Raw genomic sequence first — 12,689 nt, forward strand, 5'->3', positions numbered from 1 at the left:
CTATGATTTAGGCAATCGGCCGCTCTTGAGCACATGCTCCACGCCGCTTTGAACGTGCCGTCTGACCACGTCGGTCGCACCAGCGACGTCGCGCTGAATGGAAAGCTCAAATAGAAGCCTGTGGTCATCGACGACTGGCTTGCCGCGAAAACTCTCGGCCAGCATATGGTAGCGGAGAAAGCGGTCGAAGACAGACGACAATGTCGCCATCAGCGTCGCTGAATTGCAGGCCGAGACGATCGCCTGATGGAACTCCCAGTCATATCGGACCCAGTCGACGGTCCGCGAGACATCACCGGCAAGGAGCTTGCGTTCAGCGGCAGCCAGCCGGTGATGCGCGGCGACGATACGCCCCTCCCATTCAAGATTTCCCGCAGCGAAGGCAAGGCCGATCGCATGTGTTTCCAGAACAATCCTGAGGTCGGCGAGCTCCAGAAGTTCGCGGCGCGAAGCAGGGCTGACTTCAAAACCGCGCTGCCCCTCGGCAACGACGAGGTTTTCCGTGGTCAGACGGCTCAGGATTTCGCGCAGCGATGAAATGCCGATGGAGTAACGCTCCTTGGCCTGTTCCAGCTTGATCTTGGCCCCCGGCGGCAATGTCCCCGATATGATATCCTCGCGGATCTGCCGGAAGACGACATCGCTTACTGTTTCAGCCGGGTCGTGGACTTGCTTGAGCATGGCTTTTCCTGGTTTCGCCGAAATGCAATTTACGTGGTGGACCTAAAGCTCGAAGAGGAACGTCCGGAGCATTTCTATCTCAGCGTCCCTCTCGCCAGCGCATGTTCGACCCCGCCTTGAATATGCAGGACAAGCACCCGCTTGGCCGTCTCCGCGTCCCGTCGCAATGCCGCATCCAAAAGCTGCTGATGTTCATTGGCTGCGACATCGCCTCGATAGGACAAGGCAACCATCTGATATCTGAGATATCTGTCGAAGATCACCGAATGCGTCTCCATCAGCAGTTTCGACCCGCAGGCCGATATCAGGGCTTGGTGGAACTCCCAGTCGTAGCGCTTCCAGTCCTCAGCCCTGCTGGTGTCGCCGGTTGCCATCACCTGTTCCATCCGCGCCAATTTGTAATGCGCCGATACCAGCGGAGCTTCCCACTCCACGTCGCCATGCACGAACGACTGCTCCAGCGCATGTGTTTCCAAGAGAAGCCTCAGCGCCGCCGTCTCCTTGAGGTCTGAAACCGACACCGGAGACACTTCGAAACCTTTCTGTCCCTCGGCGAGGACAAGCCCCTCGGAGGAGAGCCGGTTCAGCACTTCCCGAAGTGTACTGATGCTGGTCTCGTAGGTCTCCCTCAGGCTTTCCAGTTTCAGCTTTTGTCCGGGAGGCAGCCGGCCAAAAATGATGTCGGCCCGAATGCGCCTGTAGCTGCTCTCGGCGATGGTCTCGTTGATAATCGGCGGCAACATCGCGAGTCTCTTATATTTCTCGTATCGTCGGATATATCGCTTTCTGGCACCCTAAAGCAAGGAAACATTCCCACAATCGGATGCACAATTTTCTCATATGATGGTGGTTTAACCGGAGAACCAGGCGAACGCTCCAAACGTCATTTCGCCCTAAGAATAATCATTCCGCGACATAGGCCTGCCATTCTAATCGTTTGGCGACTTCAATAATAATACCGCGACATTTCACTCAATATCGTCCGAAATAATTATTTGGTGACATAGTGGGTGCATTTTAATCGTATCGCGACATCCGTAATTGAACTATGCAGGATGATGGCGCGTATAACCGTTTCGCGACGGTTACACAGGGAATGATCGAATGACTAGCAATCCGGCCAATCCAAGGGTCTTCAAGGAGTGGATTATTCCAGTCGGCTCGGAGCTGGCCGGATATTCCGCGTTGATCGCCATGTACGGGGTCGAAGCGCCTGTCCGCGCGCCTTCCGTCGTTGCGAACGCTTCGGTGAGGGGAGGAAGGAAGCATCAGGACGGCTGGACGATCTTCGACAAGCGGTTCATGCCGGAAAGTTCCCTGGCAGGCCAGCTCGCGTTTGCGTTCAGGAACGAGCAGACCGATCTCCTTGTCTTGAAGCGGCTGTTCCGGAAGGTCTCCGCTCACGATATAGCGTCCATAGTTGAGGCTGAGCCGACTGGCGCGACCGCACGCAGGATCTGGTTTTTCTACGAGTGGCTCACGAAGGAGAGGGTTCCCCTTCCTGACCTGGATCAAGGCAACTACGTGGAGGCTCTGGATTCAAGAGAGTACTTTACCTCGCAGCCTGTCAATTCGCCACGCCACCGGGTGCGCGACAACCTTCTTGGAACACCGTCGTTCTGTCCAATGCTGCGTCGGAGCAACTTCCTTTCGGAGACCGTCGACCACCGCTGGAACGAGGCTGCGAAGGAACTGATCGGCAAGACAGACAGGCAGGTGATCGCCAGAGCTGCGAGTTTCCTTCTGCTGGCCGACAGCCAAGCCACCTACCAGATCGAAGGGGAACGCCCTCCACGTAACCGACTTGAATTGTGGATGCGCGCGGTCGCTCAAGCAGGGCGTAGACCGCTGTCAATAGACGAACTGGTGCGTCTACAGCACATCGTCATCGAGGAAGACCGGTTCATAAAGCGCGGACTGCGCGACGCCGGCGGGTTCATCGGCGGCCGCGACTGGAATAACGATCCCAGCCCTGAGCACGTGAGCGCCCGGCACGAGGATGTCGCCGATCTTCTCCAAGGGGTGATCGCCTGCGGCGCGCGGATGGCAAAGAGCGACGTCGACGCAGTCTTGCAGGCGTCGGTCATGGCATTCGCCTTCGTCTTCATCCATCCGTTCGAGGATGGCAACGGGCGACTTCACCGGTATATGATCCACCACGTTCTCTCCGAGCGCGGCTACACTCCGACGGGCATGATCTTTCCTGTATCGTCAGTGCTTCTGAAGCGTCAGGCCGAATACGGCGAGGAACTTCGAGCCTTCACTGGACCACTGCTCCAGTTCGTTGAATGGGTGCCCACCGACAAGCAGAACGTCCGCGTGATCAACGACACCGCCGATCTCTACCGCTTCGGAGACTATACCGAGATCACCGAGTTCCTCTACGAATGCGTCGTGACTACGATCGAGCACGACCTGCCAAGGGAGATCGAGTATCTCGCCCGTTTTGATGAAGCAAAGGGGCGGATACAGAGCTTCATCGAGATGCCTGATGGGATGATCTCCTCGCTGATCAATTTCGTCCGGCAGAACGACGGCGTCCTGGCGAAGAAGCGCCGCCGGCGGGAGTTCGAAAAGATGACAGACCTCGAAGTAGAGGCGGCGGAAGCGGTCGTGCGCGACGTGTTCGAGATGAACGTTCCGGAAGACGGCCCCGAACTGCTGGAAGAAGTCGATCCACCGGCGGCACCGGGCCGGCGTTGAGAAGCTGTACTGCCCGTCAGGAAAAAGACGGGGCCGCGCACAGCTCCACCGGTGCATTGTCCCTGCCCTCCTGAAACGGCTGCCGGAGTTCGCTCCACACAGGATTCGGGAACGACCACTTCCCCGCATACGGCCGCCATCCAAAGAGGATTCGAGCCTCCTCAGACATATCCGCCCGTATGGATTCAATCTCTTCGACAACGGCCGCAACCTCACGGAGGAACGGCAGGTTTCGCGACATCCGGTGCAGGTCGTCCTGCGCCATCGACAAGTCTTCGTCCGCGTCGATGTAGTCCTGATCGAGGAACTGGAAAACCTGCGCCGCGGCGATGCCGTTCCGATAGGCGACGTGCCGGAGGTCATCGAGGAATCGGTCGGCGGCTGCCCGGTCGAACTTGGTTCGCCCCCGCGCCCGAAACAAGGCGGTCTCCAACCCGCTGACGGCGTTGCCGACGCCGCCCCGGAGACAGGTCGATCGGATGCGAAGACGCGCATCCCCGCGCCGCAGACGGCAAACCGCGAGTGACGGCGATGTCGAAGATCAGCACCGGCCTAAACGACCGCCCGAAGGATTCCACGATCGCGCAGAGCCGCCCCGGCCTATAGATGAACTTAGACAGACGTTCCAGACAAAGCCGCGAGAGACATGCAAAATGAAAGAAGGCTGATTGCCAGAGCCCAGTCAGCTGTCGTCAGATATAGCGGTCCCCCCAACCTTCGGAACTGGATTTTTCGGCTCGACAGGGCGGCAATTGTTTTTTCAATCGCGCGCAACCATCTAATAGGCATGACTTACGGGAAAATGTCCCCCGCCCTGAGCAGCGCGTATACCGAAAACCAACCATACTGGCTTGCTTTCCGAACCGAAAGCCGATTGCTTAGGAAAATCTACTTCTTCTTCCGCTATCGGTTAGGAGAATACAAAGGGGAACAGACAAACCCGTGGAATTCTGCTGCTTCGCATCGGGACGAACTATGACTACGATGGCGATGCGGGAAGGCCGGTTTGAAGAACGATGACGACAGAACTGTTTCAGGTAAAATTTTGGGGCGTCCGCGGCAGTATTCCCGTGTCTGGCCCCGAGTTCGATCGCTACGGCGGTAACACTTCCTGCATCGAAATGCGCTGCGGAGAACATCGGATGATCTTCGACGCAGGCTCCGGCCTGCGCGAGGCGGGGCTATCGTTGCTCGCCGACAGCGTCACCGACGTCGACCTGTTCTTCAGCCACTGCCACTACGACCACATCATCGGCCTGCCGTTCTTCAAGGCGATCTATTATCCCTCGATCAACGTCAACATCTGGTCCGGCCATCTCGATGGCAAGATGAGCACGCGGGAAATGGTCGAGCAGTTCATCAGCCCGCCCTGGTTTCCCGTCAAGACCGACATCTGTCAGGCGACGATGAATTTCAGCGATTTTCACGCCGGGCAGGTGCTGAACCCGCGCCCGGGCGTCAAGATCAAGACCTTCATGCTGAACCATCCAGGCGGTGCCATTGGTTACCGCATCGAATGGCAGGGCCGTTCGGTCGCTCTCATCTACGATATCGAGCATATTCCCGGCAGCTACGATCCGATCTCGCTCGAGATGATGCACGACGCCGATCTCGTCGTCTACGACTGCACCTACAATGAAGACGAGATGCAGCGTTTCAAGGGCTTCGGCCATTCGACCTGGCAGCACGGCACCGAGCTCGCGAAGATGGCAGGCGCCAAGCGCTTTGCCCTGTTCCACCACGCCCCTTCCCGCACCGACGAACAGCTGGGGCAGATGGAAATGCAGGCGCAGGCAGCCTTCCCCGAATCCTTTGCCGCCCGCGACAATCAGGTCGTGGTGATCTAGCAGGTCCGCTGAAGGCCGCCTTCATCTTGTCCAGTCTGACGCTCTTCGACGGAGAACCTATCCGTCGAGCCGAGCAGACCTGCGACGTCACGACGGAACAGATGCCGGGCCGGACCGTTTTCCCGGCAGCGCAAAATCAACGAAACAGGGATCCGTCATGACCGTGCTTTCCGGAAAATGTCTTTGCGGGCAGGTGCATATTTCTGTCCGGGGCGAACCCTTGCGCGTTGGAATCTGTCATTGCACCGACTGCCGGCAAGAAAGCGGTTCGGCCTTTACCTTCTATGGGATCTGGCCCGCTAATCAGTTCGAACATTCAGGGAAAACCGCTGAGTTCCAGGGCCGGCATTTCTGCACCGGTTGCGGCTCGCGGCTGTTTTCCGCCGATGACCAGGAGGCGGAAATCAAGCTTGGCATCCTCTCCGAGGCGCCGACGCCTCTTGTGCCGCGCTACGAACTCTGGATCAAACGCCGCGAGCCGTGGCTGCGACCGGTGGAAGGCGCAGAGCAGTATGACGAAGACCGAAAGTGAAGAACGGTTCTGAGGAGCTTGTCGATGACCACTCTCGTCCGACATCGCTGGATGACGGTTGCAGGCGTCAAGACTTTTTACCGCGAGGCCGGTCAACAGGATGCGCCGGTCTTGTTGCTGCCGCACGGATATCCCTGCTCATCCTATGAATTTCGCAATCTCATGCCGCGCCTTGCCGACCGTTGGCGCCTGATTGCGCCCGATTTCCCGGGTGCGGGCTACAGCGGCACGCCTGAAGATTTCGACTACAGCTTTAATGGATACGCTGCCTGGCTGGAGGCCTTCGTCGGCGCCCTAGGTGTCGACCGGTTCGTCCTCTACCTCCACGACTTCGGCTCGCCGATCGGTGCCCGGTTGGCGATCAGAGCCCCTCAACGCATCGTGGCGCTGATCATCCAGAATGGCGATATCCCCTATGAAGATGCCCTCGGACCGAAATATGCAGATATCGAGGCGACCTGGACGCTTCCGAGATCGGAGATGAGGAAGGTGCTGGCGGAGGCGGTCAGCGAGGAGACTTTCAAGGAGGAATTCCTCAACGATTTGCCTCCCCCTCTAGCCGATGCGATCCCGCCAGACCTCTGGAAGCTGCATTGGTCGCTGATCACGTCACAGCGCAAGGCCATCGCCATAGACCTGATCGCCGGACTGAAGGAGAACCGGGCCTGGTTCCCGGAACACCGGAAATACCTGCGGGAATACCAGCCTCCGACCTTGATCGTCTGGGGTCCGAACGACCACTACATGCCGGAAAAATCGGCGCGAGCCTACCTGCGGGATCTGCCGGATGCCGAACTGCATCTGCTCGGCGGCGGCCACTGGCTGCTCGAGACACATCTCGAAGAGGTCGTCGCCCTCATGCGCGAGTTCCTCGGGCGAATTCACCCGTGATCGCTGCTTTTCGCGACCTTTTCAATTCTCGAGAAGTGCTGACGCCGATGACCAGCGGACGGCCGGATGCCGGGTCGTCACCGCAAACAAGGCCGACAGGAAGTCCCATGCAGCCGTATCATGCACCAGGTGGTGGGTGAGTACGCCGACAGGCTCGTCGCTGCCGGCAAACCTGTCGGCAAGCTCCGCCACCAGTTCGGCTACCAATTCCGCCTCGCCCCGTCCGCCGCGCGTGCCATGCCAGTCGATGATGTCGACATGGGTGTTGAGGAGCGGCATCGGGCCGTTCTGCTTTGCCCGCCCATAGACCGAAAGGGCTGCAAATCCAAGGGCCGGCAGCGCCGGGATGAGGGCGGCGTCGATCCGGTTCCACGGCGGCACCAGCAGCGGCAGGAAGCGGGCCGGATGCAGCCGTTGCAGCAGCCGGAACCCCTCACCCAACTCCCCGAGCACGGCCTCCGCCGGCCGATCGCCGCCGAGTTCCTGCTTCTTCGCCTCTGGCCCCGCATGGTTGGTATGAGACCAGCCATGCACCGCAACAGTGATGGCTGTTTCCGCTGCCAACCGCGCGGCCAGAGCCTCGCCGGTCAGGCCGGGAATGACTGCGAGCATCAGCGGAACCCCGCTTTCGCCCGTCAGCGCCATCAGCGTCTCCAGCGCCTGCGTCGGCTCGACGGCGTCGTCATCTCGCAGCCAGAACCGCGCCACGCGGCCGGCGGCCTGCCAGCGGTCAAGCTCGCGGCGCAGGGGGTCCCAGGCTATTCCGTCGGTCATCACGTCACTCCTGTTGCTGCGCTGTCGCGCAAAATTCCGTCCAATCGCTGCGCCGCCATCACAAGCGAGCGCTCGCCAAGCACCAAGCGCCGCGCCGCCTGCCCCATGGCGTCACGCCTTTGCCTGTCGTCAAGCAGGGCAGCCACGGCCTCGGCATAGGCGGCAACATCGCCCTCCGGCGTCAACAGGCCGGTCACGCCAGCCTCGACCACCGCTGGCACGCCTGCCGTTTCCTGCGCGACGACAGGCAGGCCGGCGGCCTGGGCCTCCAGGTAGGCAAGGCCATAGGCCTCGCCGCAGCCGGGCCAGACATGGACGCCGCCGCGCCCGAGCAGTTCGGCGATCTCGACGGCATTCCGCTCGCCCAGCCATTCGATGCGGCCGGGAAGGCCGGCAAAGAGCGCCTGCACCTCCTGGCGCATCGGACCATCGCCGATGACGGCAAGCGTCCAGGGCCGGTCTTCAATCAGCCGCAACGCTTTTGCAAGCATCGCATAACTGTCCATCTTGTCGCCGGCCCGCATCATCGCGACCGTCATCAGCCGGCGCGGATCGGGCGCCGGCGACACCTTCTCGAACAGTGCCGTGTCGATGAAGGGGTTCAGCCCGGCAAGCCGCACCTGCGCAAAGGCGGCGGCAAGCCCGGCCTGGTCGCGCTCGGTGAAGCTGATATTGACCGCCGCCTGCATGATCGCCTCGCCCACGCGCTTCTGTGATGCTGCCCAGCCGGTCCAGTCGCGTTTTGCCGCGTAGGAGGCTTCGGCGGTGACATAGGGAATGGCGAATTCGGCTGATATCGCCGGCCCGAAGGGATCGGGCGATTTATAATAGGGATGATAGCAGAACCAGAGTTCCGGTCGCGGCGCGGATTTCCATGTCAGCCGCAGCCGCTCCAGCTCGGCGCCGATGGCGGGTTCGAGCGCGGCTGCCGCCTCCGGTGTCGGGGCATAGGTGCGGAATTCGGACGCGATGTCGACTTTATGCCCGCCAAGTTCCAGCGCCCGGATCAACAGCCGCGCCATCAGCCGGTCGCCCGACGGCACCGGATGGTTCGGCGATTTCATCGGCGCGTAGAAAGCCACCCGCATTGGGACACCTCCGGTAAGACACACTGTTTACAACGGGCTCTCGTGCCTATGACGAAAATTCCGCTATTGTCGCCTTCATTAAAACTTGCGCATAAGCATATGGAATGTGATCGCGATCGAAGCAATTCCGCCTCTTTCTCAATCTCTATGGGCCTGCGGTTACATCGACAAGAACGGGAATGAATGACGACGGTCTCGGCCACAGGGATTTTTTCGGAGCGTACGATCAGAAGGGCGAGGCTCGGTTCCGGCCTCGTCATTTTCATCTTCGTCCTCTTGCATTTGTCGAACCATGCGATTGGCCTGATTTCCGTCGCAGCCGCCGATAAAGCCGCCCATCTCTTCCTGGCGATCTGGCGCAATCCTCTGGGGACCGCCATCTTCTATTCGTCGGTCCTCATCCATATCGCACTGGTCCTGCGCGCCATCTACATGCGTCGCAGCCTCGTCATGCCGAAGGGGGAAATGGCGCAGATCGTGCTCGGCCTGATGATCCCGCTGCTGCTGATGGATCATGTCATCGGCACACGCATCGCTCACGAGTTCTACGGCTACATCGACGACTACGAGACGGTTGTCGGCATGCTCTGGATCAAGAACCCGGCGAACGGCATGCGGCAGGCGCTCGCCGTCGTCGCCGTCTGGATCCACGGCTGCATCGGCATCCATTTCTGGTTGCGCTACCGCTCCTGGTACCCGGACTTCGCTCCGCTGCTGCTGGCGATTGCGATCCTCGTGCCGGTGCTTTCGCTGCTCGGCTTCGTCGAGATGGGCCGGACGCTTGCCGACCCTTCCTACCAGCAGTCAATGACGGTCAGCGCCTACAAGGAGGGCGTCAACACCCGTTACGCCTCGAACCCGCAAGTTCACCGTGAGGTCGCCATGATCCGTGCCGGGCTCTACGGCGCCTTCTCGGCTTCGCTACTCATCGTCGTCGTCGCCCGTGCCCGGCGCAAGCTGAAGGAGCGCCTCGACCAGGTCGCCGTGAATTATCCGGGCGGCGAGGTGATCCGTGTGCCGCGCGGCTTCTCGGTGCTGGAAGCGAGCCGGCTCGGCGGCCTGCCGCATTATGCCGTCTGCGGCGGCAAGGGCCAGTGCTCCACCTGCCGCGTGCAGATCCTTGGCGATTACGACAGCCTGCCTGCCCCCGACAAGATGGAACAGACGACGCTAAGACGCATCAATGCCGGCCCCGATGTCCGGCTCGCCTGCCAGCTTCGTCCGAACCGCGACGTTGCCGTCGCGCCACTTCTCGTGCCGGCGATCGAGGCGGCCCTTCCCGCCAACAGCCAGGAGACGAGCCCCGGCCGCGAGCGCGAGATCGCCGTGCTCTTCGTCGATATCCGCCATTTCACCACACTGACGGAAACCCGCCTGCCCTTCGACGTCGTCTTCCTGCTGAACCGCTATTTCGCCATCATCGGCAAGGCGGTGGAGCAGGCGGGCGGACGGCTCGACAAGTTCATCGGTGACGGCGCCATGGCGCTCTTCGGACTCAATACCACGCCGGAGGAAGCCTGCCGCCAGGCGCTCAATGCAGCAGCAGCAATCGTCGCCGAGATCGAGAAACTCGCCGCAGAACTCGCCGACGAACTGGCGCTGCCGCTGCGCATCGCGATCGGCATTCACACCGGCCCCGCCGTCGTCGGCACGATGGGATACGGCCGGGTGCGCAGCATGACGGCGATCGGCGATACCGTGAATGTCGCGAGCCGGTTGGAAAGCGCTGCCAAGGAGTTCGAGGCGGCGATCGTCATCTCCGAGCCGGTGGCGAGCCTTTCGGGTGCCGATCTCGCCGGCATCGAAAGCCGTGAAATCAGTGTGCGCGGCCGGGCGTTGCCCTTGAAAGTCTACGTCATTCCGAGAGAGAAAGCGGCAGAACCGCTCGAAGGAAAAGACTGATGCCCGGCAAGCCCTGGCTGACCGCCAAATACTGGAGCCGCCGACTGCGCAAGGCGCGCAATAGAGCCGCTTCGCGCTTCTTCGACACCCGCTTCGGCCGCCGCCTGCTGATCGAGAATATCGGCCCTCGCGTCGTCTCGATGACGGTCGACGCCGGTGATCACCTGATGACCTTCTCGCCCGCTGACTATATCGGCCGCAAGGTCTTCCGGAAGGGCCATTTCGAGCGCGACGCCGTCGACCGGCTGATCGTCATCCTGCGCGAGCGCGGCCTGCTCAGAAAGGATGCGACGCTGCTCGAGATCGGCGGCAATATCGGCACCCAGACCGTCTATTTCGCGCTCAGCGACACATACGCCCATATCGTCAGTGTTGAGCCCGACCCGCGCAATTTCCCGCTGCTTGCCCTCAACGTTCGCCAGAACCGGCTGGAGGAGAAGGTCCGGCTCGTCAATTGCGCCGCCGGCGAGAGCGAAGGCGAGATCGACTTTTTTCTCAACCTCAACAATCACGGCAAGAGCAGCGCCATCCGTCAAAGCTCGACAGACCAGAAGATCAGCGTGCCGGTGAAGCCGGTCTCCGAGATTCTTGCCGGACTTTCGATCGACCCGGCCGCAATCGGCCTCGTCTGGATGGATATCGAGGGCTACGAGCCGGTCGCCTGCCGCTCAATGCAGCCGCTGCTTGCCCGCCGCGTGCCGCTCTACATGGAGTTCACGCCACTCTTCTACGGGCGTGAGGGAACGAAAGCCTTCATATCCATGCTGTCCGGCTTCTACGAGGATTGCCTCGTGCTGTTCGAGGACCGCGAAGAGGAAATGAAGGTCCGCGACCTGCCGGGCGAGTTCGATCAGTACAACGTGCTGTTCCTGCCCTAAACTGGGTCGCGATCTTTCAGATTCGCTTGCCGCGCTTTAGGTCGTGCGGTTGAGGACGACCTCGAAGTACGGCTTCGTCCCCTTGCGCCCGGTCGGGGCATGGCGGAATATGACCACCAGGGTGAAGGAACGGGTGGGGAATGGAGGCGGATCGGATAAGGGGCCTTGATGGCATCAGGGCTATTGCCATCCTTGGTGTGTTCTATACGCATTTCGTCGACGGAGATTCCTTGCTCGGCGACCTGGCGGTACGAACGTTCTTCATTTTGAGTGCCTTCCTGATTACCGCCAAACTGGTCGCGTTGCGCGACGCCGAAGGGTTCAGTTTTGCGGCGTTGCGATCTTTCTACACGCGAAGGGCGCTCAGGCTCCTGCCGACATATTACGCCATGGTCCTGGCCCTCGCCGCGATCGGCCTCGTCACGATCCGGGATGGGCTTTTTTATCATCTCGCCTTTCTGTCAAACGTCTGGTTCGCGATGAACATGAATTGGCACCCATGGGTGCTTGCCCATATCTGGACCCTGTCCGTCGAATGGCAGTTCTATCTCATTTGGCCGCTAGTTGTCCTCAGCTGCGCAAACAGATCGGTGGCGCTGGTCGCCGCGGGCGCCATCGCCATTGCGCTGGCATTCTGGCTCGGATGTTATGTCACCGGCTATTACCCCGACAACATGGTCTTGTGGTCTCCCTTCTCGCTTGATGCATTCGGCGTGGGAGCTTTGGTCTTCTTCCATTCGGGCATGCTGGCACGTCCGGTCCGAACACGCCTCCTTGCGGCAATCCTGCCGGCAGCGCTGTGGGGTGCCCTGCAACTCGTTGAGACGGATGGCCGTCCACGGTTGCTGTTGGTCGTCGATTTCCTTCTACAAATTCTTCCGCTTCTGCCGATGGCAATCCTGATTGCCATAACGGCATCGGGGACAAGCCCGATTATCAATCGCGTACTTGGAGCCCGGCCCTTGGCCTATCTCGGCCGCATCAGCTACGGATGTTATCTCTACCACTTTCCGATGCTTTGGCTGATGATGCATCTTATGTGGCGGCTCTTCGATTATCCGCTGAAGCGGGGGATCATCCAACTGGTCGTTGTTGCGATCCCGACAATCGCCTTTTCCGCCCTAAGCTGGGAATTCTTCGAACGGCCGATCCAGAAATGGGGGGCCGGCCGCCAAAAGGCGCCGCAGGCCAAGATCACCGTATGAGCTAGACTAGCCAGTCGCTTGGCTGCAGCAATGATCGTCTCCAACCAAATTGGGTGGAGGGCTCCTCCATGGAGATAGCGCAAGGGATCCTTCGAGATGCCAGCAGATGTGCTTAGACGGATCTGTCTGCGGGGTCTGTATGGAATAGACCTTATCGCTCAGGGGTCATACACCAGCCAACCATGGCG

Annotated in this window: 12 protein-coding genes; 7 read left to right on the forward strand and 5 right to left on the reverse strand. The window is 60.4% G+C overall.

All coding sequences use genetic code 11. From position 1 onward, the window contains the following. Together ELH03_RS27860 and ELH03_RS27865 are read right to left on the reverse strand one after the other, a co-directional pair. Nucleotides 1-681, reverse strand: a complete 681-nt coding sequence (locus ELH03_RS27860) for a GntR family transcriptional regulator (protein ID WP_130766982.1) — start codon at nt 679-681, stop codon at nt 1-3. A gap of 74 nt (nt 682-755) precedes the next feature. Continuing rightward, nucleotides 756-1,424, reverse strand: coding sequence for a GntR family transcriptional regulator (locus ELH03_RS27865; protein ID WP_128402467.1), 669 nt, complete (start codon nt 1,422-1,424; stop codon nt 756-758). A 361-nt stretch (nt 1,425-1,785) separates the two neighbouring features. On the opposite strand from ELH03_RS27865, the gene ELH03_RS27870 reads away from it, so the two are divergent. Next, nucleotides 1,786-3,384, forward strand: a complete 1,599-nt coding sequence (locus ELH03_RS27870; protein ID WP_130766983.1) for a Fic family protein — start codon at nt 1,786-1,788, stop codon at nt 3,382-3,384. Nucleotides 3,385-3,400: 16 nt separating this feature from the next. Here ELH03_RS27870 and ELH03_RS37590 read toward each other — a convergent pair whose 3' ends face one another. Continuing rightward, nucleotides 3,401-3,805, reverse strand: coding sequence for a hypothetical protein (locus ELH03_RS37590; protein WP_165420539.1), 405 nt, complete (start codon nt 3,803-3,805; stop codon nt 3,401-3,403). A 595-nt stretch (nt 3,806-4,400) separates the two neighbouring features. Between ELH03_RS37590 and ELH03_RS27880 the strand changes: the two genes are divergently transcribed. The 3 genes from ELH03_RS27880 (at nt 4,401) to ELH03_RS27890 (ending at nt 6,654) form a co-directional block, all read left to right on the forward strand. Next, nucleotides 4,401-5,231, forward strand: a complete 831-nt coding sequence (locus ELH03_RS27880; protein WP_130766985.1) for an MBL fold metallo-hydrolase — start codon at nt 4,401-4,403, stop codon at nt 5,229-5,231. Between the two features lie 157 nt (nt 5,232-5,388). Then, nucleotides 5,389-5,763 carry a GFA family protein gene (locus ELH03_RS27885; protein ID WP_130766986.1) on the forward strand — a complete coding sequence of 125 codons (375 nt, stop codon included), beginning with the start codon at nt 5,389-5,391 and terminating at the stop codon, nt 5,761-5,763. A 24-nt stretch (nt 5,764-5,787) separates the two neighbouring features. Beyond that, complete coding sequence (locus ELH03_RS27890) at nt 5,788-6,654, forward strand: alpha/beta fold hydrolase (protein WP_130766987.1); 867 nt, start codon at nt 5,788-5,790, stop codon at nt 6,652-6,654. Between the two features lie 21 nt (nt 6,655-6,675). On the opposite strand, the gene ELH03_RS27895 is transcribed toward ELH03_RS27890, so the two are convergent. Both ELH03_RS27895 and ELH03_RS27900 read right to left on the reverse strand, forming a co-directional pair. Continuing rightward, complete coding sequence (locus tag ELH03_RS27895) at nt 6,676-7,428, reverse strand: polysaccharide deacetylase family protein (protein ID WP_130766988.1); 753 nt, start codon at nt 7,426-7,428, stop codon at nt 6,676-6,678. Continuing rightward, nucleotides 7,428-8,516, reverse strand: a complete 1,089-nt coding sequence (locus ELH03_RS27900; protein ID WP_130766989.1) for a glycosyltransferase family 4 protein — start codon at nt 8,514-8,516, stop codon at nt 7,428-7,430. Before ELH03_RS27900 ends, ELH03_RS27895 begins: the two co-directional genes overlap by 1 nt. A 183-nt stretch (nt 8,517-8,699) precedes the next feature. On the opposite strand from ELH03_RS27900, the gene ELH03_RS27905 reads away from it, so the two are divergent. The 3 genes from ELH03_RS27905 (at nt 8,700) to ELH03_RS27915 (ending at nt 12,501) form a co-directional block, all read left to right on the forward strand. Next, a complete protein-coding gene (locus ELH03_RS27905; RefSeq protein ID WP_128412102.1) occupies nt 8,700-10,418 on the forward strand; it encodes an adenylate/guanylate cyclase domain-containing protein in 1,719 nt (572 codons plus the stop codon). Then, nucleotides 10,418-11,296: an FkbM family methyltransferase gene (locus ELH03_RS27910; RefSeq protein ID WP_130766990.1), complete on the forward strand. Its 879-nt coding sequence runs from the start codon at nt 10,418-10,420 to the stop codon at nt 11,294-11,296. The genes ELH03_RS27905 and ELH03_RS27910 overlap by 1 nt, the downstream gene beginning before the upstream one ends. A 140-nt stretch (nt 11,297-11,436) precedes the next feature. Further along, entirely contained in the window at nt 11,437-12,501 is a 1,065-nt protein-coding gene (locus ELH03_RS27915; protein WP_130699006.1) for an acyltransferase family protein, read from the forward strand. The last annotated feature ends 188 nt before the right edge of the window (nt 12,502-12,689 follow it).

This window comes from Rhizobium beringeri (assembly GCF_004306515.1).
In the GTDB taxonomy this organism is placed as follows: Bacteria; Pseudomonadota; Alphaproteobacteria; order Rhizobiales; family Rhizobiaceae; genus Rhizobium; species Rhizobium beringeri.